Annotated in this window: 21 protein-coding genes; 9 read left to right on the top strand and 12 right to left on the bottom strand. The window is 65.6% G+C overall.

Translation table 11 applies throughout. The features are described from left to right. Positions 1-46: 46 nt before the first annotated feature. Positions 47-946: a LysR family transcriptional regulator gene (locus AC30QB_RS22955; RefSeq protein ID WP_489548603.1), complete on the bottom strand. Its 900-nt coding sequence runs from the start codon at positions 944-946 to the stop codon at positions 47-49. A gap of 99 nt (positions 947-1,045) precedes the next feature. Between AC30QB_RS22955 and AC30QB_RS22950 the strand changes: the two genes are divergently transcribed. The 3 genes from AC30QB_RS22950 to AC30QB_RS22940 are packed head-to-tail and all read left to right on the top strand — an operon-like array spanning position 1,046 to position 2,622. Next, the gene (locus tag AC30QB_RS22950) at positions 1,046-1,687 is read left to right on the top strand and encodes an NAD(P)-dependent oxidoreductase (protein WP_489548602.1); all 642 of its coding nucleotides are present in this window, start codon (positions 1,046-1,048) and stop codon (positions 1,685-1,687) included. 4 nt (positions 1,688-1,691) lie between these two features. Beyond that, positions 1,692-2,339, top strand: a complete 648-nt coding sequence (locus AC30QB_RS22945) for a DsbA family protein (protein WP_489548601.1) — start codon at positions 1,692-1,694, stop codon at positions 2,337-2,339. A 7-nt stretch (positions 2,340-2,346) separates the two neighbouring features. After that, a complete protein-coding gene (locus tag AC30QB_RS22940) occupies positions 2,347-2,622 on the top strand; it encodes a hypothetical protein (RefSeq protein WP_489548600.1) in 276 nt (91 codons plus the stop codon). A 77-nt stretch (positions 2,623-2,699) separates the two neighbouring features. Here AC30QB_RS22940 and AC30QB_RS22935 read toward each other — a convergent pair whose 3' ends face one another. Together AC30QB_RS22935 and AC30QB_RS22930 are read right to left on the bottom strand one after the other, a co-directional pair. Then, positions 2,700-3,563 carry a fumarylacetoacetate hydrolase family protein gene (locus AC30QB_RS22935; protein ID WP_489548599.1) on the bottom strand — a complete coding sequence of 288 codons (864 nt, stop codon included), beginning with the start codon at positions 3,561-3,563 and terminating at the stop codon, positions 2,700-2,702. 25 nt (positions 3,564-3,588) lie between these two features. Then, entirely contained in the window at positions 3,589-4,356 is a 768-nt protein-coding gene (locus AC30QB_RS22930; RefSeq protein WP_489548598.1) for an SDR family oxidoreductase, read from the bottom strand. A 164-nt stretch (positions 4,357-4,520) separates the two neighbouring features. Between AC30QB_RS22930 and AC30QB_RS22925 the strand changes: the two genes are divergently transcribed. The 5 genes from AC30QB_RS22925 to AC30QB_RS22905 are packed head-to-tail and all read left to right on the top strand — an operon-like array spanning position 4,521 to position 9,169. Beyond that, positions 4,521-5,213, top strand: coding sequence for a FadR/GntR family transcriptional regulator (locus AC30QB_RS22925; protein ID WP_489548597.1), 693 nt, complete (start codon positions 4,521-4,523; stop codon positions 5,211-5,213). Then, positions 5,210-5,785 carry a TRAP transporter small permease gene (locus tag AC30QB_RS22920; RefSeq protein WP_489548596.1) on the top strand — a complete coding sequence of 192 codons (576 nt, stop codon included), beginning with the start codon at positions 5,210-5,212 and terminating at the stop codon, positions 5,783-5,785. Before AC30QB_RS22925 ends, AC30QB_RS22920 begins: the two co-directional genes overlap by 4 nt. Beyond that, complete coding sequence (locus AC30QB_RS22915; RefSeq protein ID WP_489548595.1) at positions 5,782-7,185, top strand: TRAP transporter large permease; 1,404 nt, start codon at positions 5,782-5,784, stop codon at positions 7,183-7,185. Before AC30QB_RS22920 ends, AC30QB_RS22915 begins: the two co-directional genes overlap by 4 nt. Before the next feature lie 50 nt (positions 7,186-7,235). Beyond that, the gene (locus tag AC30QB_RS22910; protein WP_489548594.1) at positions 7,236-8,219 is read left to right on the top strand and encodes a sialic acid TRAP transporter substrate-binding protein SiaP; all 984 of its coding nucleotides are present in this window, start codon (positions 7,236-7,238) and stop codon (positions 8,217-8,219) included. A gap of 14 nt (positions 8,220-8,233) precedes the next feature. Beyond that, positions 8,234-9,169, top strand: a complete 936-nt coding sequence (locus AC30QB_RS22905) for a sugar kinase (RefSeq protein WP_489548593.1) — start codon at positions 8,234-8,236, stop codon at positions 9,167-9,169. A gap of 157 nt (positions 9,170-9,326) precedes the next feature. Here the strand turns inward: AC30QB_RS22905 and AC30QB_RS22900 are convergent, their stop codons facing one another. The 9 genes from AC30QB_RS22900 to AC30QB_RS22860 form a co-directional block, all read right to left on the bottom strand. Continuing rightward, a complete protein-coding gene (locus tag AC30QB_RS22900; protein ID WP_489548592.1) occupies positions 9,327-10,856 on the bottom strand; it encodes a UxaA family hydrolase in 1,530 nt (509 codons plus the stop codon). A gap of 30 nt (positions 10,857-10,886) precedes the next feature. Beyond that, positions 10,887-12,017, bottom strand: coding sequence for a mannitol dehydrogenase family protein (locus tag AC30QB_RS22895; protein ID WP_489548636.1), 1,131 nt, complete (start codon positions 12,015-12,017; stop codon positions 10,887-10,889). A gap of 8 nt (positions 12,018-12,025) precedes the next feature. Continuing rightward, positions 12,026-13,036 carry a zinc-binding alcohol dehydrogenase family protein gene (locus AC30QB_RS22890; RefSeq protein ID WP_489548591.1) on the bottom strand — a complete coding sequence of 337 codons (1,011 nt, stop codon included), beginning with the start codon at positions 13,034-13,036 and terminating at the stop codon, positions 12,026-12,028. Between the two features lie 13 nt (positions 13,037-13,049). Next, positions 13,050-13,379 carry an L-rhamnose mutarotase gene (locus AC30QB_RS22885; RefSeq protein WP_489548590.1) on the bottom strand — a complete coding sequence of 110 codons (330 nt, stop codon included), beginning with the start codon at positions 13,377-13,379 and terminating at the stop codon, positions 13,050-13,052. A 20-nt stretch (positions 13,380-13,399) separates the two neighbouring features. Beyond that, entirely contained in the window at positions 13,400-14,239 is an 840-nt protein-coding gene (locus AC30QB_RS22880) for an amidohydrolase family protein (protein WP_489548589.1), read from the bottom strand. Between the two features lies 1 nt (position 14,240). Beyond that, a complete protein-coding gene (locus tag AC30QB_RS22875; RefSeq protein WP_489548588.1) occupies positions 14,241-15,266 on the bottom strand; it encodes an aldo/keto reductase in 1,026 nt (341 codons plus the stop codon). 35 nt (positions 15,267-15,301) lie between these two features. After that, positions 15,302-16,258, bottom strand: coding sequence for an ABC transporter substrate-binding protein (locus AC30QB_RS22870; protein WP_489548587.1), 957 nt, complete (start codon positions 16,256-16,258; stop codon positions 15,302-15,304). Positions 16,259-16,332: 74 nt separating this feature from the next. After that, positions 16,333-17,316: an ABC transporter permease gene (locus tag AC30QB_RS22865; protein ID WP_489548586.1), complete on the bottom strand. Its 984-nt coding sequence runs from the start codon at positions 17,314-17,316 to the stop codon at positions 16,333-16,335. A gap of 16 nt (positions 17,317-17,332) precedes the next feature. Beyond that, a complete protein-coding gene (locus AC30QB_RS22860) occupies positions 17,333-18,859 on the bottom strand; it encodes a sugar ABC transporter ATP-binding protein (protein ID WP_489548585.1) in 1,527 nt (508 codons plus the stop codon). A gap of 271 nt (positions 18,860-19,130) precedes the next feature. Here AC30QB_RS22860 and AC30QB_RS22855 point away from each other — a divergent pair, with 271 nt between their 5' ends. Continuing rightward, a complete protein-coding gene (locus AC30QB_RS22855) occupies positions 19,131-19,844 on the top strand; it encodes a FadR/GntR family transcriptional regulator (RefSeq protein WP_489548584.1) in 714 nt (237 codons plus the stop codon). Positions 19,845-19,921: the final 77 nt, after the last annotated feature.

The raw sequence follows: 19,921 nt of genomic DNA, 5'->3' as shown, positions 1-19,921 counted from the left end.
ACCAGATGTCGTGCATCGCGCGCACGACAAGTTGAATCGGGTCTGTTCAGAGCGCGCCCGGCGCAACACTCAGGTAGCTCCGCAAAGCCGCGATGGCGTGCCGCACCTTGGCCGGCTGGTTGCCGCGCTGGGGCGTGACGGCCCACACCGGCATCGGCGTCAGCTGCCAAACCGGCAGCACTCGCTGCAGCCGGCCGGCTTGCAGGTCTTCGTACACGTCGAGATGCACCATCAGGCCCAGGCCGAGGCCGGCAATGCACATCTGCTCCAGGCTGAGCTGGTTGTTGCTGGCAACGCGCGCCTCCACGCGCACCGCCTCGCGTTCGCCACCAGGGCCTTGCAGGTCGAAGCGAAGCGCCGAGCCGTCGCGCGAGCCCACCAGCCACTGGTGTTGCAGCAACTGCGCAGGCGATTCAGGCGTGCCGTGGCGACGCAGATAGTCGGGCGAAGCGCAAAGCATGCCTTCGACGGCGCACAGGCGCTGCGCGGCCCAGCTCGAATCGGGCAGGTTGCCTACGCGCAATGCCAGGTCGATGCGGGCGTCGATCAGGTCGATCATGGCGTCGTCAACCAACAATCGCAGCTTGAGCGCAGGGTGGTCGGCCAGCAGCGGTGCGAGTGCCGGCGCCACATGCCGCGCAAAGCCCACCGGGGCCGACATGCGCAGCTCGCCAGTGGGGGCGTCGTGCGCCAGCACCAGCTGTTGCCGGGCTTGCGCGGCGGCGGCCACCAGCGCCGCGCAGTGCTCGGCGAAGCGCGCACCGGCGTCGCTGAGCGTGAGCTTGCGGGTAGACCGGTGCAGCAGCGTCACGCCACTGGCCTGCTCCAGCAGCCGCACCTGCTGGCTGACGGCCGAGGTGCTCATGCCCATGGCCCGCGCAGCCGCACTCATAGAGCCGTGCTGCACCACCGAGGCAAACACCGCCATCCGCTTCAGATCGTCCATTGTGAAGTTCAGCTAAAGAATCTTGTTCTATTTGACAGACTTCCGCTGCCATTGTGAAGCTCATATCGTCACCCCATCGCAACTTGATTGGAGATGGACATGAAAATCGCACTCATCGGCGGCACCGGCTTCGTGGGTTCCGCGGTGCTGGAAGAACTGCTCCAGCGCAGCCACACCGTGACGGCCTTGGCCCGCAACCCGGCCCGGTACGCCCCGCGTGAGCACCTGACGGTGGCCGCGGCCGACGCGATGGACGCCCGGCAGGTGGCCCAGGCCGTAGAAGGCGCAGACGCCGTGGTCAGTGCCTACAACCCGGGCTGGAAGGAGCCGCAAATCCAGGCGCTGTTCGTGCAAGGCACCCGCGCCATCGTCGACGGCGTGAAGCGCAGCGGGGTCAAGCGCCTGCTGGTGGTGGGGGGCGCCGGCAGCCTGTACGTGGCCCCGGGCGTGCAGGGCGTGGACACGCCGCATTTCCCCGCCGAGTGGAAAGAAGGCGCCTTGGGCGCGCGCACGGCACTGAACATGATCCGCGAAGAGACTTCGCTCGACTGGAGCTTCGTCTCGCCCGCCGTGATGCTGGCGCCGGGCGAGCGCACCGGCAAGTTCCGCATCGGCGGCGACGAGGTGCTGATGACCGGCGACCAGCCCGCCGGCATCTCGGTGGCCGACCTGGCGGTGGCCATCGTTGACGAAATCGAAACACCCCGGCACCTGAAGAGGCGTTTCACTGTCGCATACTGACTGGATGGCGATCGACCATCTGATCTACCTCTACGACCCGATGTGCGGCTGGTGCTACGGCGCCATGCCCGCCATCCACGGCTTGGCCGACCTGGGCGGGTGCATCGTCGAACCGGTGCCCAGCGGCCTTTTTGCGGGTGACCCCGACAAGCGCGTCGACAAAGAGCTCGGCCAGCACATCGAAGCAACCGACGCGCGCATTGCCGCCATGAGCGGCCAACGCTTCAGCGACATGTACCGACGCAAGGTACTGCGCAATCCCGAGCTGCCCTTCGACAGCGGCCCTGCCACGCAGGCGCTCACGGCAGTGTCGAAGTGGAACGTGCTGCGCGAGCTCGATGCGCTGCACGCCCTGCAGCGCGAGCGCTTCGTGGCCGGCCGCGACATCACAGACCAAGAGGTGATCGCCCAGGCGCTGGCCGCATCGGTGGGCGAAGAGCCCGAAACCTGGCTCACGCGCATGGCCGACCCGCAGTTGCCGAGCCTCACGGCCAAGCGCATGGAGCGGGCGCGCCGCGTCATGAAATCGATCGGTGTGCAAGGCGTGCCAGCCTTGGTGTGGCCCAGCGACAAAGGCCTGCGCCTGCTGCCCGGCCAATGGTTGTTCAACGAAAAATCGCTGGCACGCCAGCTGGCCACGCTCGACGAATAGGTGCGCCGTGACGCTGAGCCAGCTTCATGCCGTCAAGCTCTGGCACGAGACGCACAAGCGCGAAAGCCCGATCGAGTACCACGCCTGGGACGGCGTGCTGACCGCGTGGGTGGCGGGCTGGATGGGCGAGCCGGCCGCGCTGATCCTGTGGTGGCCGGGCGCGATGCTGGGCTGCTTGCTGCTCTGCATGACGCCCACGCTGTACGTGCTGCTGCGGCGCTGGCTGCACCTTGCGGGCCTGCTGCGCTGCGACTGGCTCGGGTCGCTGGGCAGCCGGCGTTGAAGGCACACTGCCCGCGCACCGTCAGCCGTCAGCCGTCAGCCGTCAGCCGTCAGCCGTCACCCGTCACCCGTCACCCGTCACCCGTCGATCAAGACCGGGTCCCAAGCGTAGACGCGCTGGTGCTGCTGGCCCAGGCCTTCGATGCCGAGGCGGATCTCGTCACCCGCCTTCAGATACAGCGGGGGCTTCTGTCCCAGCCCCACACCGGGCGGCGTGCCCGTGCTGATGAGGTCACCGGGGTATAGCGTCATGAAGCGGCTGATGTAGCTCACGAGCTGAGCCACACCGAACACCATGGTCGAGCTGCTGCCATTCTGGTAGCGCTTGCCGTTGACCTCCAGCCACATGCCCAGCGCCTGCGGGTCAGGCACCTCGTCGGCAGTGACCATCCACGGGCCCACGGGGCCGAAGGTGTCGCAACCCTTGCCCTTGTCCCAGGTGCCACCGCGTTCGAGCTGGTACTCACGCTCCGACAAATCGTTGACCACGCAGTAGCCGGCCACGTGCTTCAACGCATCTGCCTCGCTGACGTAGCGGGCGACGCTGCCGATGACCACACCCAGCTCCACCTCCCAGTCGCTCTTCAGCGAGCCCTGGGGCAGCACCACCGGGTCGTTGCAGCCGATGAGCGAGCTGGTGGCTTTCAGGAACAGCACCGGCTCGCTCGGCACCGGCACGCCCGATTCGGCGGCGTGGTCGGCGTAGTTCAAGCCCACGCAAATGAACTTGCCCATGCCGCGCCACGGTGGCGCGGCGCGCCCGGGTTGCGCCACAAGGGGCAAGCGGCCCACGTCGATGTCTTGCAGGCGCCGCAGCGCAGCAGGCGTCAAGGTCTCGGCGGTGATGTCGGGCAGCACGCCCGACAAGTCTCGTACCTGGCCTTGCGCATCGACGAGCGCAGGTTTCTCGGCGCCCTTGGCGCCATGTCGCATCAACTTCATGGGAAGTACTTCTCGCTGTGAAAGATCAGTTGGACCAGCCGCCGTCTATGACCTGCGAGGTGCCGGTCGTGAAAGCCGATTCGTCGCTGCCGAGGTACACCGCCAGGGCCGCGATCTCGCTCGCGCGACCGATGCGGCCCACCGGCTGGCGAGCCACGAAGGCGGCTTCGACCTGCGCGAGGGTCTGCCCACCGGCCTGGGCCTGGGCCTCGATGCGCTGCCGCAGAGAGGGCGACTCGACCGTGCCCGGGCAAATGGCGTTGCAGCGAATGCCACGGCTCACGAAGTCGGCAGCCACCGATTTGGTGAGGCCTATCACGGCGGCCTTGGTGGTGCCGTAGACGAAGCGGTTGGGCGCGCCCTTGATGCTGCTGGCCACCGAGGCCACGTTGATGATCGAGCCGCCACCTTGCGTGAGCATGCCCGGCAGCACGGCGCGGATCAGCCGGTACATCGAGCGCACGTTGAGGTTGAACGAGAAGTCCCACGCCGCCTCGTCGCAATCGAGGATGGTGCCGGCGTGCACATAGCCGGCGCCGTTGAAGAGCACCTGCAGCGGGCCGATGGCGGCCACCGCATCGCGCACGGCATCTGCATCTGTGACGTCGATCACGCGTGTTTCGCAGCCAGTGTCGCGAGCCAGTTGCGCCAGCAGATCGACGTTGATGTCGGCGCCGATGACGCGCGCGCCTTCGCGCACATAGGCCTCGACGGTGGCACGGCCGATGCCCTGCCCGGCAGCGGTGATCAAGGCGGTCTTGCCGTGCAGGCGGCCAGGCGTGGAAGCGCTCATCAAGGGTCTCCGAAAGGTGCGCCGATTTGAACCATGGTCAGACCAATTTACAAGCGCCTTCAGCAATTCTTTCATTGGCAGAAACCCTGTTGGAGTTTTTTTGAATCGCTGCAATGCTGAATTGGTAAGACCAATTTCACAACCGCCTCACGCCCTTGCAATCGATGGACAACCGCCGCCTCTACCGCCACATTGCAGACCAGTTGATGCAGATGATCGGCAGCGGCGACTACCCGCCCGGCACCCGCCTGCCTGCCGAACGCGACCTGGCGACGCAGCTCGGCGTCAGCCGCCCTTCGGTGCGCGAAGCGCTGATCGCGCTGGAAGTGGAGGGCGTGGTCGAGGTGCGCGGCGGCGCCGGCGTGTTCGTGCTGCAGCACCGTCGCAGTGCGCTCGTCGACCCGCTCGCCCCGCTGCCAGGCCCTTTCGACCTGATACGCGCCCGCTGGGTCGTCGAATCCGAATGCGCCAACCTCGCTGCCACCCATGCCACGCCGGAGCAACTGGCCGGCATGAAGCGCGCCCTCGACGACATGCGCAGCGCGCCCTCGCACAACGAAATCTCGCTCGAAGCCGACCAGCGCTTTCACCTCACCATCGCCGAGGCCAGCGCCAACAGTGCGCTGGTGATGGTCACGCGCCAGCTGTGGGACGCGCGCCGCGGCCCGCTCTACATGCAGCTTGAATCGCACTTCTCCGGCAAAAAGATCTGGCGCCAGGCGGTGGACGAACACGCCGAGATCCTCAACGCCATCGTCTCGCGCGACGGCATCGCGGCGCGCAATGCCATGCGCCGCCACATGAAGAACGCCGAATTGCGGTTCGCCTCCAACTGGCACTCAGGAGAAAGTGCATGAGTTCACCCGCCACCACGCCGAGCGCCGCAACACCGCTCTTGAATGCGCAAGGCGAATTCGAGATCCACGACGAAGCCATCGACCTCTCGCAGTACAGAGTTGAAGACTGGCTTGCCGTGGCCTTGTTCTGGGCCCTCGGCCTGATCGTCTTCTATCAATTCTTCACCCGCTACGCGCTCAACGACTCGGCCGCCTGGACTGAAGAGATCGCGCGCTACTTCCTCATCGGCACGGTCTTCATTGGCGCGGCCGTCGGCGTGCGCAAGAACAACCACATCCAGATCGACTACTTCTACCGCGTGCTGCCGCACCGCCTGATGCGGGTGATGTCGACTTTGGTCGACGCGGTGCGCATCAGCTTCTTCATCGCCTGCGTGGCCATGACCGGCCAGCTCATCATGAAGATCGGCGGCAGCCGCATGGCCGTGGTCGAGCTGCCCATGGGCCTGGTGTACGGCGCGGTGATGCTGGGCTTTGCGCTCATGACCTGGCGTGCGGTCGACGTGGCCATCGCCAACTGGAAACGTGGCGCCTCGGTGCTCGAACAGCCCGAGCTGGCGGAGCTGCCATGAACGCCGCTGCCTTCAAGTTGCTGTTTCTCGCGATGATGGGCGCCGGCATCCCGGTCGCCATTGCGATGGCCGGCGCGGCCCTGGTGTACGTGGTCGCCACCGGCAACCCGCCACCCTTCGTGGTGATCCACCGCATGGTCAGTGGCATCGACAGCTTCCCGCTGCTGGCCGTGCCCTTCTTCATCTTCGCCGGCAACCTGATGAACAGCGCGGGCATCACCACGCGCATCTACAACTTTGCGCTCGCCCTGGTGGGCTGGCTGCGCGGGGGGCTGGGCCACGTGAACATCGTCGGCTCGGTGGTCTTCGCCGGCATGAGCGGCACGGCCGTCGCCGATGCGGCCGGCTTGGGCACCATCGAGATCAAAGCCATGCGCGAGCACGGCTACGACGCCGAGTTTGCGGTCGGCGTGACAGCCGCTTCGGCCACCCTCGGGCCCATCATCCCGCCCTCGCTGCCCTTCGTGATCTACGGCATGTTTGCCAACGTGTCTGTGGGTGCGCTGTTTCTCGCCGGCCTGATGCCGGGCTTGGTGATGACGATCATGATGATGCTCACCGTGGCCTGGTTCGCGCACCGCAAAGGCTGGGGCCGCGACGTGGCGTGGCAGTGGCCGCGCGTGCGCAAGGCGCTGATCGAACTCGGCCTGGTAGCGGTTACGCCGACGGCCCTGTGGCTGGCGGCCAAGGCAGGTGCCAACATGACCCTCGCCGTGCCTTTCACCCTGGCCCTGCTGCTGGCGGCCGACTGGAAGTTTCGCTTCAACGCCGTGCTGCCCATCATGACGCCGGTGCTGCTGATCGGCGGCATGACCACCGGCCTCTTCACCGCCACCGAGGGTGCCATCGCGGCCTGCGCCTGGTCACTCTTTCTCGGCCTGCTGTGGTATCGCACGCTCAACTGGAAGATGTTCGTCAAGGCCTCGATGGACACGGTGGAGACCACCTCGACCGTGCTGCTGATCGTGGCGGCTGCGTCGATCTTCGGCTGGATGCTCACCGCCACGCGCACCACCGAAATGATCGCCACCTGGATCCTCACCTTCGCTGATGCACCGTGGAAGTTCTTGCTGCTGGCCAACGCACTGATGCTCTTCGTCGGCTGCTTCCTGGAGCCCACCGCGGCCATCACCATCCTCGTGCCTGTCTTGCTGCCCATCGTGCACCACCTGGGCATCGACCCAGTCCACTTCGGGCTGGTGATGGTGCTCAACCTGATGATTGGCTTGCTGCACCCACCGATGGGCCTGGTGCTGTTCGTGCTGGCGCGCGTGGCCAAGCTGTCGGTGGAGCAAACCACGATGGCCATCCTGCCCTGGCTGATCCCGTTGTTGCTCTCGCTGGCGCTGGTCACCTTCGTTCCAGCCATCTCGCTGTGGCTGCCCCGCCTGCTGGGCTGAGCTTCATCATCGTGGCCTTGCGAGCCACACACCACACACCGGAGACAAGCATGAACACCAAGAGACTGAGCCTCAAGACCGTCACCACCGCACTGCTGCTGGCACTCGGCAGCACCGCCGCATGGGCGCAAACCCAGCTCAAATGGGCGCACGTCTACGAGATCGGCGAGTCGTTCCACAAGCAAGCGCTGTGGGCCGCCGAAGAAATCAAGAAGCGCAGCGCCGGCCGCTACGTGATCGACGTGTTCCCTGCCTCCACCCTGGGCAAGGAGACCGAGATCAACCAGGGCCTCACGTTGGGAACGGTGGACATCATTTACACCGGCGCGGCCTTCGCGGGCCGCACCTACCCGCCACTTTCCATCGCAGCGGGGCCCTTCATCTTTCGCGATTTCGCACACTGGCAAGCCTTTCGCAACGGCCCCATCTTCAAGGAACTGGCCGGCGAGTACGAAGCCAAGAGCGGCGGCCACCACATCGTCGGCTACACCTACTACGGCCTGCGCCACATGACGGCCAACAAGCCCATCCTCAAGCCCGAAGACATGAAGGGCATGAAGCTGCGCGTGCCCGATGCGCCGCTGTTCACGATGTTCCCCAAGGCCGTGGGCGCCAACCCGACACCCATCGCCTTCGCCGAGGTCTACCTCGCCTTGCAGAACGGCACGGTCGACGGCCAGGAGAACCCGCTGCCGACCATCGAGGCCAAGAAGTTTTACGAGGTACAGAAACACATCATGCTGACCGGGCACATCACCGAGTCGCTGCTCACCATCGTCGGCAGCTCGACTTGGTCCAAGCTGTCCGACGCCGACAAGAAACTCTTCTCCGACGTGATGTGGGAGGCGTCCACGCGCTCCACCAACGACATCGTGGAAGCCGAGACCCGTCTGGTCACCGACTTTCAAAAGCGTGGCGTGTCGGTGCTGAAGGTCGACCGCGCCCCCTTCATTGCCGCGGTACAGAAGGCCTTGACCAGCCCTGATGCCCCCTGGCCAAAATCGCTCTACGAGCGCGTCGAAGCCATCAAGTAGAACAAGCGATTCCCATGCCCTCTTCGCGCGTCGCCTGCCTTGGCGAATGCATGATCGAACTGCGCGAACAAGCCCCTGGGGTGCTCGCGCAAGGCTTTGCCGGTGACACCTACAACACGGCGGTGTACCTGCGTCGCCTGGTGCCGGCCGATGTGATGCAGATCGACTACGCCACTGCGGTTGGCGACGACATGTTCGCTGAGCCCATGTTGCAGGCGTGGCAGGGCGAAGGCATAGGCAACGCTTTGGTGCGGCCGGTGCCAGGTCGCAGCACCGGGCTGTACAGCATCCGCACCGATGCCGATGGCGAGCGCCACTTCAGCTACTGGCGCGAGCGCAGCGCGGCGCGCGCTTACTTTGAAGGCGCGCCGTCGCCACTGGAGGCACAGGCCGAGCACATCGACGTGCTGTACCTGAGCGGCATCAGCCTCGCGATCATGGGACCAGACCTTCCACCGCGGCTGATGGCACTGCTGGCGCGGCTGCGTGAGCGAGGGGCACGCATCATCTTCGACAACAACTACAGGCCGCGCTTGTGGGCGAGCCGCGAGAGCGCCCAGGCCGCATTCGCCAGGCTCTATGCGCTGGCCGACATCGCGCTCATCACGCTCGATGACGAGGCGGCGCTGCGCGGCACGGCTTCGGCCGACGAGACCTTGCAGCAGGCACTGGCGCTGCCTTGTGCGGAGGTGGTGGTCAAGCGCGGGGCTTCGCCGACGCTGGTACGCGTGAAGGGTGATGCCGTGATCGAAGTACCCGTCGAACGAGTAGCGCAGCCTGTGGACACGACCGCGGCTGGCGACTCGTTCGCTGCGGGCTATCTGGCGCTGCGGCTGCAAGGCGGGTCTATCGCTGCTGCCGCGGCGCTCGGCAACCGGCTCGCCGGCACGGTAATCCAGCACCTGGGGGCGATCATTCCTCGGGAGGCGATGGCCTGGGCGCTGTCGTGACGGGTCTGGGAGTGAAGAGGACGCAGAGGTCGCAAAGTTGACGCAAAGGCCGCCAAGAAAAATCTTAGGCGCCTTCTTCGCGACCTTTGCGTCTTCCCTTGGCGACCTTTGCGTCCAAAAAGACGTCGCCCTTGCGTTCCTCTGAGTCAACGACGGATCACATCACCGCACCCAGCTGCCACGGCACGAACTCGTTGTCGCCCATGCCGTGCTTCTCGCTGCAAGTCGCGCTGCCCGACGCGGTGGCGAGCATCAACTGGAACAGCGCCGCGCCGGCCTCGGCCACGCTCTGCCGACCTTCGACAATCTCGCCGCAGTTGAAGTCCATGTCCATGCTCATGCGTTTGAACAACGAGTTGTTGGTCGCAATCTTGAGCGAGGGCGTGGGCTTGCAGCCATAGGTCGAGCCCCGGCCGGTCGTGAAGCAGATAAGGTTGGCGCCGCCCGCCACCTGGCCTGTGGCCGACACCGGGTCGTAGCCCGGCGTGTCCATGAACACCAGGCCGTGGGTGCGCACCGGCTCGGCATATTCGTACACCGCCATCAGGCCAGTGCTGCCGCCCTTGGCGACGGCGCCCAGCGACTTTTCGAGGATGGTGGTGATGCCGCCCGCCTTGTTGCCCGGCGAGGGGTTGTTGTTCATGTCGCCGTGGTGCTGCTGGGTGTAGCCCTCCCACCAGTGAATACGCTGCATCAGCTTGTCGGCCACGGCCGGTGATGCGGCACGCGCTGTCAACAGATGCTCGGCGCCGTAGATTTCAGGCGTCTCAGACAAGATGGCCGTGCCGCCGTATGACACCAGCAGATCGACCGCGGCGCCGAGTGCGGGGTTGGCGCTGATGCCCGAATAGCCATCAGAGCCACCGCACTGCAGACCCACCGTGAGTTGGCTCGCGCTCACTGCACTGCGCGACACCGCGTTGGCCAGCGGCAGCATGTCGCGCAGCAGCGCGATGCCCTGGTCGACCGCCTCGCGCGTGCCGCCCTCTTCTTGAATCGTGAGCCCGGCAAAAAGGCCCGGCTCGCGTGCACTCAGGCTGTCGATCAGCGGCGCGATCTGGTTGACCTCGCAACCCAGGCCGATGACCAGCACGCCAGCGAAGTTGGGGTGGTCGGCATAGCCACGCAAGGTGCGGCGCAAGAGGTCGATGCCCTCGCCGCTGCCGCCCATGCCGCAACCGCTGCCGTGGGTGATGGCCACCACGCCGTCGACCATGGGGTAGTCACGCAGCGCATCGCCCTTGAAGGCCTCAGCGATGTAGCGGCACACCGTGGCCGAGCAATTGACGCTGGAGATCACACCCAGGTAGTTGCGCGTGCCCACGCGGCCATCGTGCCGCACGATGCCCATGAAGCTGGCGTTCGATGCGGCGCTCGGCGTCGGCTGGTAGCTCGCGCCGATGTGGTGGTCGTGGCTGTCGCCGCCCATGCCGAGGTTGTGCGTGTGCACGTGGGCGCCGGCGGCGATGGGCTCGGTGGCCAGCCCGATCACCTGGCCGTACTTGCGCACCACCTCGCCCTGGGGAATCGCACGCAGCGCGATCTTGTGGCCCGAGGGGATGACGCTCTCGCTGACGACGCATTCAGCACCAACCGAAAGCGCCGTGCCCGCAGGGATCTCATGGCGCGCCACGGCGACGTTGTCAGAGTCGCTGAGCAAGATGAGGGGAGCGGGTTCGAAACTCATGGGCTTGTCTGAACAGAGTCAAGGGTGAGGTCACGCAAGGTTAGTGCTTTCCAGCGCCGCGTGCAGGCGCTTTTGTGCCAACGGCAGCTTGAGTTCGCGCGCCAGCGCCACCGCGGGGGCGAAGCGGCGCTGCTTCTTCTGCTCGTGGTTCTGCGCGATGTCGGCGAGGCGGTGTGCCAGAAAGGGGTTGAGCAGGCGATCGCGCAAGTCGATGAGGTAGTCACGGGCCTCGTCTCCCTGGCCCAGCGCATCGAACAGAGGCAGCACCTCGTCGGCCCACAGCGCTTCGAGTTCGCCGCGCAGCACCGGGTGGTTCATCGCCCGCAGCACGGTCTCGTCGCTCGCGCCACCCGAGCGCAGCCAGCGCTCGGCGAGGAAGCTGTGGCCCAGGTTCAGCAGCAACAGCTTGAGCCGCTCATGGCGCGGCAGGTCGTCGGTCAGCAGCACGGCCTCGTGCGTGCACGGCAGCACCAGCCCGGTCTGACGCTCGATCGCCCACAAGGCGTACGGCTCGGCCACCGCACCGATGGGCTGCAGCGCTTCCGACACGATGCGGTCGACCAGCGAATTGGCCCACATGCAGTGCGATTGCAGGTAGGCCTTGAACGCGGCCGGCTGCCCCCACCGACCCGCGAGCTGCGCCACGATGCCGCGCAAGGTGTCGCCATTGCGCGAGATCAGCTCGCAGGGGTAGATTGACAAGGGCGCCTCGGGTCGCTCGCGCCAGCGCGCATGCAGCAGCACCAAGAGCTTGGCCGGGAAGCTGTGCGGCACGCGATCCGCATCGGCCAGCAAGCCGACATCGTCGCGCGCATCCAGCTGGTAACCGCTGTCACCAGTGTTCGAGACGATCACCTGCGCGCTGCACGCCAGCTCGCGCACGCGCGGCCACTGCGCGTCGGCGCTCAAGGCTTCGCGTACTGCCTCGCCATGCACGGTGTCGTCGATCGGTGCGCCGCGGCGTACACCGCGAATGCGCACTGGGTACCCATTGCCCTCGGCCAGCGCCGCGACACGGGCTGCGCTCTCGGCGCTGCCCGTGGTCTGCACGACCGCAATGCCGCCCAGGGCCTGGCCGCTCGCCATCGCCTGCGAGACGAACAAGTCCACATGCGCTTGCAAGAACCGACTGGTACCGAACTGAAGAATCTCTGAGCTCACGCCAACCTTCAGCATTCAACGATCGCCTTGACCACGCCGTTGGCCGGGTCCAGCAGCGTCGCGAAATCGGTGGGTACGCGGCTCAGCGGCATGCGATGCGTGTTGAGGGCCGCATCGGGGATGTGCCCGGCACGCATCGCCGTCAGCACGGTCTCGAAGTCTTCCATCGTGGCGTTGCGGCTGCCCACGAGCGTGGCCTCGCGCTTGTGGAACTCTGGGTCCGAGAAGCTGATGGTGTCGCGCACCACCGAGACCATTACGTAGGTACCACCGTGGGCAATGAACTTGAAGCCGCGCTCCATGGCCTTGGGGTTGCCGGTCGCATCGAACACCACGTCGAAGAAATCACCATCGGTCAGTGCCGACAGCTGGGACTCATCGTCAGCACCGATCTGCACCGCCGATGCCACGCCCAGGTGCTGGCGGCAGAAATCGAGCCGGTCGCAGCGCTTGTCGAGCGCGGTGACCTCGGCGCCGCGCAGGCGCGAGAAGATCAACGCGGCCATGCCGATGGGCCCAGCCCCCACCACCAGCACGCGTTGCTTGGCACGCACGTCGCCGCGCCGCACGGCATGAGCGCCGATGGACAAGAACTCAACCATCGCGGCCTGGTCCAGCGACACGCCTTCGGCCTTGTGCACGAACTGCTGCGGCACGCTCAGGTACTCGGTAAAGGCGCCGTCGCGGTGCACGCCCAGCACCTGGATGTTGACGCAGCAGTTGGTCTTGCCCCTGCGGCAGGCGATGCAACGGCCGCACGACAGATACGGCATCACAAAGGCCGCGTCGCCGGCGCGCAAGGCGCTGCCGGCGGGCGCCTCTTCGACCAAACCCGAAAACTCGTGGCCCATCACGCGCGGGTAGGCAAGAAAGGGCTGGTCGCCGGTGAAGATGTGCAGGTCGGTGCCGCAGACGCCGACACGCTTCACGCGCAGCAGCACCTCGTCGGCGCCGCGCTCGGGGCGGCTGCGTTCCTCGGCTCTCAGCGTGCCGGGGGTCTGGCAAATGACGGTGAGCATGGGTCTCCTCTGATCAGTTCACATGAAACACCGAAGCCATCGAGGCCCAGTGTTCACCGGGTTGGCGTGAAGCAAGCGGCACCTGGCAGGGGCCGCACACGCTCCACCAGCGTTGGGTTTCAGGATCGGCCGCAATGGCGGCCATGTCGGCTTCGAAATCGCTGCCGTGGTACTCCCAGTAGCCGAACAACAGGTTCTCGGGCTCGCGCAGAAAGATGCTGTAGTTGCGGATGTTGGAGCGGTGGATGCGCGCCAGCACCGCCGGCCACACACCGGCATGCAAGCGCGTGTATTCGTCGATATGCTGCGGCGCGATGCCGATGACCATTCCCATTCGTTGCATGAGTGTGTCGTCTCGTCGTATTAATCGAGCTTGTAGAAGCGGCGTGCATTGCCGCCGAAGATGGCACTCAGCGTGTCATCGCCAGAGCCGTCTTGCGCTTCGCAAAAGCGCAGCGCCATCGCAAGCCAGGCCTCGTAGCTGTCGGCGAGCTTGAGCACCGGCCAGTCGCTGCCCCACATCAGGCGCTTGGGGCCGAAGAGGGCGTAGATCGCATCGAGATATGGCGTCACCCGCGGGGCATGTGGGTAGGGCCCGGCCTCGGTGAGCAGGCCCGAAAGCTTGCAGTGCACGTTGGGCAAGGCAGCGAGTGAGCGCATGTCATCTAGCCAGGGCGAAAACTCCCCAGTCGTGATGGCGGGCTTGGCGGCATGGTCGATGACGATGGGCAGATGAGGGTGGCGACGCGCAAACCACGTCAGCGCGCCAAGTTGCCGCGGCAGCACCAGCGCGTCGAAACACAGGCCGTGACCGCACATCGCGGTGGCCGCGGGGTCTAACGCAGGGTCGGCAACCCAGCCATCGTCACCGAGGTCTTGCAGCATCGGCCGCAGGCCTTTCAGACGGGGGTGGCGTGCGAGCCTGTCGATCTGTGCAGTGGCATCAGCGGCCTTCAGCTCGACCCACCCCACCACGCCGCGCACAAAGGGGTGGTGGTCGGCCTGTTGCAGCAAGAAAATGGTGTCGGCCACGGTGGGCAGTGACTGCACGAGCACCGTGCCGTCGACGCGGCAGCAGCGCAAGGTCGGGAGCAAATCATCGGGCATGAAATCACGGTAAATCGCTCCCAGCGTGGCCGGCGGCCACTGGCCCTGGCGGTCGGCCAGGCGCCAGAAGTGCTGGTGCGAATCGATCAGCTGCATGTCAGGCCGTGGCAGGCGCTGCGATCGGCAAGGGCGCACGCTCGTCGACCAGCCCCCGCTTGCGCAACGCGACCCAGAACGCAGCGGGCAAGCTCATCTGCAGCCACGCGATGTTCTGCTGCAGTTGCGCCGCGCTGTGCGCACCGGCCACGCACGACACCACTGCCGGGTGGGCCAGTGGAAATTGCAGCGCCGCTGCCGGCAACGGCACATCGAACTCGCGGCACACGGCCTGCAGGGCCTGCACACGCAGCATCACCTCAGGCGGTGCCTTGCCGTAGTTGAAGGTGTCGCCGCCCGCCAGCACGCCCGAGTTGAACGGCCCCGCCACCACGATGGCATGGCCGCGCTTGACGCTCTCGTCGAGCAGTGGCGACAGTCTGGCCTGCTCCAACAAGGTGTAGCGGCCGGCGAGCATGCTGATGTCGAGGTCGAACTCTTGCAGCGCCTCGTGCACGGCCTGCCACTCGTTGACACCCAGGCCCACCGCGCGCACGCGACCATCGCGGCGCAGCTGGTCGAGCGCACGAAAGCCGCCGCCCTGCGTGAGCTGCCGCCAGTGGCTTGCGTGCAGTTCGCCATGGGTCACGCGGCCGATGTCGTGGATGAAGAGGATGTCGATGCGCGCCAGGCCCAGCCGCTGCAGGCTGTCTTCTAGCGAACGCATCACGCCGTCGAAGCTGTAGTCGTACTGCGGCCTGAACGGCGAGGGGTTTGCAAAGCCGTCATCACCGGGCCGCACGCTGGCGTCGGGCTGCATCAGCCGGCCGGCCTTGGTACTGAGTATGAAATCGTCGCGCGGTCGCTCGGCCAGCTCAGCGCCGAGCCTGCGCTCCGACAGCGTGTAGCCGTAGTACGGCGCAGTGTCGAAGAAGCGCACCCCGGCGGCCCACGCGGCTTGCACCAGCTCGGCGGCCTGCTCAGCCGTACTGGCCTGGAACAGGCCGCCGAGTTGGGCACAGCCCAGGCCGAAGACGGGCACGGACAAGTCAACCCGGGGGAGGCGTCGGCTGTCCGTGACCTTCATGCCTGTCTCTCACTTCTCTGCGGTCGGGGTTCAGTTCAGTAGAGAACGTTCTTGGCTTCGGGCTTGTCGATGTTGTCTTTGGTGACCATCACGACGCCGGTGTCCAGGAACGCAGGAACCTTCTTGCCTTGCGACGCTTCGATGGCGGTCTTCACGCCCAGGGCGCCCATCTGGTAGGCACTTTGCACAGCGATGGCCTCAAGCGTGCCGTCCTTGATGAAGCCTTGCAAATCGGAGTTGCCATCGAAGCCGATGGCCACGACCTTGCCAGCCTTGCCCGACTGCACCAGCGCGCGGCCCATGCCGATGGCGGTGGGTTCGTTGGCGCCGAAGATGCCCTTCAGGTCGGCATTGGCAGCCAGCACGTCGGTGGTCTGGTTGAGCGCCGTGCCCATCTGCGAATTCGAATAGAACGGGCCGACGATCTGCAGCTTGGAGTGCTTGGCGATGTAGTCCTTGAAGCCGCCCACGCGGCCGATCTCGGAGCCCGAGCCGGCGGTGTACGACATGATCGCGATCTTGCCGGTGGTGCCTACCTTGGCGATCAAAGCCTTGGCGCACAGCTCGCCGGCAGTCTTGTTGTCGGTGGCCAGGAAGGACTGGTAGTACTTCTTGCCCGCATCAGACGCGGCCGAGTCGATCAGGATCACCGGGATCTTGGCTTCCCAGGCTTTCTTGATTGCCGGGATCAACGCGTCAGGGTCGGAAGGTGCCAGCACGATGCCCGCCACCTTGCGGTTGACGGCGTTCTCTACCAGCGCCACCTGGCCGGCCAGGTCGGTGTCGGAGGCCGCGCCCTGAAAGGTGGTGGTGTAGCCCTTGGCGCCTGTGATGCCATCGTTGGCGCCCTTCTTCACGTTCTGCCAGAAGTCCGAGTTCGCCGTCTTGACGATCACGGCGATCTCTTTGTCGGCGGCCGAGGCAGAACCGGCCGCAACGCTCAAGGTGGTGGCCAGCGCAGAGGCCAGCAGGGTCTTCAGAAGGGTGCTCATTTCAAATCCTTTGCGTGAATGAAAAGTTGTCTCTAGTCTTTCTGGGGGCCGGGCTGTGGTCGCCCGGTGGGGTTTCATCGTCGATTGCGCATCTGGTCGATCCATACGGTGAGCAGGATGACCAGACCGATGATGATTTGCTGCACAAAGGCGGACACGCCGCCCATGTTCAATCCGTTGCGCAGGATGCCGATCACGAAAGCGCCGATCAGCGTGCCGCTGATGGTGCCGACGCCACCCGTGAGCGAGGTGCCGCCGATCACGGCCGCGGCAATCGCGTCCAGCTCGTACATCAGGCCTTCACTGGGCTGGGCCGTGACCAGGCGCGACATCAGCACGCAGCCAGTAAGACCGGCCAGGGTGCCCGACAGCACATAGGCGAACACGGTGACGCGGCTCACGTTGACGCCCGAGAGCCGCGCGGCTTCGCTGTTGGAGCCCACGGCGTAGAGGTGGCGCCCGAGCGTGCTGCGGTTGAGCATTACCGCCACCACGATGGCCAGCACCACCATCAGCAGCACTGGGTATGGGATGCCGGGGAAGATGACGTCGGGGAAGCCGTCGGCACCGTCACGGACCACGCGCCACAGCGAGCCATTGCCCAGCTCGGCGAAGCTGTCGCCCAAGCCGCCGATGGCCTTGGCTTCAGTGATCTGCAGGGCGACGCCGCGCGCCACCAGCATCATGCCCAGCGTGGCGATGAAAGGCGGCAGCTTGAGCTTGGTGACGCACAGGCCGTTGACCAGGCCGCACAGCCCACCGACCACCAGGCCCGCCAACATGCCCGCCGGCACCGGCCAGCCGGCCTTCACGGCCAGCGCCGCCACCACGCCCGAGAGCGCCAAGATGGAGCCCACCGAGAGGTCAATGCCGCCAGTGATGATCACGCAGGTGGCACCGATGCCGAGGTAGGCGATGGAAGTCACCTGCAAGGCCACGGTCAGCGCGTTGCCCATGGAGAAGAAGGCCTCGCTGACGAACGAGAACACCAGCATCAGCATCAGCAGGCTGCCGAGCGCCGCAAACTTTTGAAGCAAGTCTTTTTGTCGGTCGTTCATGTTCTTCTTCGGTACTTCACTGCATGACGCTCTCGAGGCGGGCGCGCCCCGAGGCGTGGTGCATCAGTTCTTCTTGCGAGGTCTCGCGGGTGTTGACGACGGCGGTGAGCCGGCCTTCGTGGAACACGGCCACGCGGTCGGTCATGCCCATGATCTCGGGCAGCTCGGAGCTGATCAGCACCACGCCTATGCCTTGTGCGGCCAGCTCGTCGAGCAACTGGTAGATGGCGAACTTGGCGCCCACGTCGATGCCGCGCGTGGGCTCATCGAAGAAAAGCACGCGCGAATCGCGGAACAGCCACTTGCCGATCACCACTTTCTGCTGGTTGCCGCCGGAGAGGTTGCGCACCATCTGCCGCACAGAGGGTGTGCGGATCGACAGCGCGTCGACATAGCGTTGCGCCACGGCCTCTTCTTCAGCGAAGCGGATGAAGCCCATGCGGCTGGACACCGCGGCCATGTTGGCCAGCGTGGTGTTGTGGGCCATCGTCATGTTCAGCGCCAGGCCATGGGCCTTGCGGTCTTCCGACAAGTAGGCAATGCCATGGCGTATGGCGTCTTGCGGCGACTGGATGGAAAGTGCCAGCTCGCCCAGGCTTACCGTGCCGGAGTCGAGCGGGTCGGCGCCGAAGATGGCCCGGGCGACCTCGGTGCGGCCGGCACCCATCAGGCCGGCAAAGCCAAGAATCTCGCCGCGGCGCAGCTCGAAGCCTATGTCGTTGAACACGTCTTTGCGCGTCAGCCCGTGCGCTTTCAGCAGCACCTCTTCGGTGGGCACGCGGGTGACACGCGGAAACTTGTCTTCCAGCGAGCGGCCGACCATGCGCTCGACGATCTCGTCGACCGTGGTGTCGGCAAAGTCATGGGTGGCGATGTAGCGGCCGTCTCGCAGTACCGTCACGCGGTCGACGATCTCGGCCATCTCGTCCAGGCGGTGCGAGATGTAGAGAATGCCCACGCCGCTGCGCCGCAGCTCGTGGATCACCTTGAAGAGCTGGCCCGTCTCTGATTCGGTGAGCGACGAGGTGGGCTCGTCCATGATCAGCAGCTCGGCATCGAGCGACAAGGCCTTGGCAATCTCCACCATTTGGCGCTGCGCCACCGAGAGCGTGCGCACGATGGCTTCAGGCCGGATGTCTACGCCCAGGCGTTGCAGGCAGCGCATGGCATCGGCGCGCAGCCGGGCGCGGTCGACGAACCAGCCTTTGCGCGGCTCACGGGCCAGGTAGATGTTCTCGGCCACCGACAGGTGCGGCACCAGGTTCAGCTCCTGGTGAATGATGGCAATGCCGGCAGCCTCGGCCTCGTGTGAGGAACCGAAGCGCCGTACCTGCCCTTTGTAGGTCAACGTGCCTTCGTCAGGGGCGAACTGGCCGCTGATGACTTTCATCAAGGTCGATTTGCCAGCGCCGTTTTCTCCGCACACGGCATGCACTTCACCGCGCCGCAACTCCAGGCTCACGCCATCGAGCGCGACTACGTTGAAGAAGCGCTTGGTGATGCCATCGAGCTGCAACAGCATCTCGGCTGAGGCTTCTGGCATGGCGCGGACGACTTGAACAGGCAACGAGATCCCCTTTGACCGAATCGGTCGATGCTAGCCAGACTTTGTATTTTGGTAAAGCCACCTTACCAATAAAACTAGATTGGCCTTACCAAATCACAATCGAACCCGCTTGATTCGTCGAGGAAGCGGTGCTCATTTTTAGGTGTTTTCCATAGGTATGACCCTCGCACTCCCGCGTTGGCCGATGCAAGGGTTGCATGCTGGCACCCTGAGGTATCATGGTCAGGCCACTTTTGAACCCTCCCCCGTGCCCACGTCTGCCCTGACCCCGCCCACCCAGCTCAAGCCGATCGAAACGCGCCGCCTGTACCAGCAGATCGCCGACCAGATTCGCGACCTGATCCAGCGCGGCGAGTTCAAGCCCGGCAGCAAGCTGCCCGCCGAGCGCGACCTCGCCCAGCAACTGGGCGTGTCGAGGCCCTCCTTGCGTGAGGCGCTGATTGCACTCGACATCGAGGCCAGCGTCGAAATCCGCAGCGGCTCAGGCGTCTACGTGTGCAACCCGCCCGAGCGCCCGGCCAAGGGCACGGCTGCAATGGGCGAGAGCCCCACGGAGTTGATGCAGGCGCGCGCCGCACTCGAAGGCGACGTGGTCGTGCTGGCCTGCGCGCACGTGAGCGCAGAAGCGCTGTCGCGCTTGCGCGAGAGCATCGAAGGCATGCGCTCGCAGATTGCCCACGGCCACTCGCCGCTTGAGCACGACCGCCAGTTTCATCTGCAGATCGCCGAGATGAGCGGCAACTCGGTGATGGTGCGCCTGGTGGCCGAGCTGTTCGACGAGCGCCACAGCCCGATCTCGGCGCACCTGAGCGTGCGCTTCGAAAACACTCGCACCTGGAACACCGCGCTGAAGGAGCACGAAGCCGTGTACCGCGCGCTGGAGGCGCGTGACCCGCTGGCCGCGCAGTCGGCCATTCGCTCGCACCTCAAGGCCTCGGAAGAGCGCTGGGTGGGTGGCTGAGGCAACGCCCTGCTACTCCTTCACCGACCCCGTGAGCCCTGACACGTAGTACTCGACGAAGAACGAGTAGATGAAGG

Origin of the sequence: Rhizobacter sp. (genome assembly GCF_046595475.1) — a bacterium.
Taxonomy (GTDB): domain Bacteria; phylum Pseudomonadota; class Gammaproteobacteria; order Burkholderiales; family Burkholderiaceae_C; genus Rhizobacter.
The sequence above is the reverse complement of the archived record's forward strand: the minus strand, read 5'-3'. Positions and strand labels throughout refer to the sequence as shown.

Excerpts from the sequence above, each read along its gene's own strand:
- AC30QB_RS22905 (WP_489548593.1), top strand. The coding sequence starts at position 8,234 with ATGCCCTCTTCGCGCGTCGCCTGCCTTGGCGAATGCATGATCGAACTG.
- AC30QB_RS22900 (WP_489548592.1), bottom strand. The coding sequence starts at position 10,856 with ATGAGTTTCGAACCCGCTCCCCTCATCTTGCTCAGCGACTCTGACAAC.
- AC30QB_RS22920 (WP_489548596.1), top strand. The coding sequence starts at position 5,210 with ATGAGTTCACCCGCCACCACGCCGAGCGCCGCAACACCGCTCTTGAAT.
- AC30QB_RS22860 (WP_489548585.1), bottom strand. The coding sequence starts at position 18,859 with ATGCCAGAAGCCTCAGCCGAGATGCTGTTGCAGCTCGATGGCATCACC.
- AC30QB_RS22950 (WP_489548602.1), top strand. The coding sequence starts at position 1,046 with ATGAAAATCGCACTCATCGGCGGCACCGGCTTCGTGGGTTCCGCGGTG.
- AC30QB_RS22930 (WP_489548598.1), bottom strand. The coding sequence starts at position 4,356 with ATGAGCGCTTCCACGCCTGGCCGCCTGCACGGCAAGACCGCCTTGATC.
- AC30QB_RS22875 (WP_489548588.1), bottom strand. The coding sequence starts at position 15,266 with ATGAAGGTCACGGACAGCCGACGCCTCCCCCGGGTTGACTTGTCCGTG.
- AC30QB_RS22890 (WP_489548591.1), bottom strand. The coding sequence starts at position 13,036 with ATGCTCACCGTCATTTGCCAGACCCCCGGCACGCTGAGAGCCGAGGAA.
- AC30QB_RS22945 (WP_489548601.1), top strand. The coding sequence starts at position 1,692 with ATGGCGATCGACCATCTGATCTACCTCTACGACCCGATGTGCGGCTGG.
- AC30QB_RS22870 (WP_489548587.1), bottom strand. The coding sequence starts at position 16,258 with ATGAGCACCCTTCTGAAGACCCTGCTGGCCTCTGCGCTGGCCACCACC.
- AC30QB_RS22885 (WP_489548590.1), bottom strand. The coding sequence starts at position 13,379 with ATGCAACGAATGGGAATGGTCATCGGCATCGCGCCGCAGCATATCGAC.
- AC30QB_RS22925 (WP_489548597.1), top strand. The coding sequence starts at position 4,521 with ATGGACAACCGCCGCCTCTACCGCCACATTGCAGACCAGTTGATGCAG.
- AC30QB_RS22955 (WP_489548603.1), bottom strand. The coding sequence starts at position 946 with ATGGACGATCTGAAGCGGATGGCGGTGTTTGCCTCGGTGGTGCAGCAC.
- AC30QB_RS22915 (WP_489548595.1), top strand. The coding sequence starts at position 5,782 with ATGAACGCCGCTGCCTTCAAGTTGCTGTTTCTCGCGATGATGGGCGCC.
- AC30QB_RS22935 (WP_489548599.1), bottom strand. The coding sequence starts at position 3,563 with ATGAAGTTGATGCGACATGGCGCCAAGGGCGCCGAGAAACCTGCGCTC.
- AC30QB_RS22880 (WP_489548589.1), bottom strand. The coding sequence starts at position 14,239 with ATGCAGCTGATCGATTCGCACCAGCACTTCTGGCGCCTGGCCGACCGC.
- AC30QB_RS22865 (WP_489548586.1), bottom strand. The coding sequence starts at position 17,316 with ATGAACGACCGACAAAAAGACTTGCTTCAAAAGTTTGCGGCGCTCGGC.
- AC30QB_RS22910 (WP_489548594.1), top strand. The coding sequence starts at position 7,236 with ATGAACACCAAGAGACTGAGCCTCAAGACCGTCACCACCGCACTGCTG.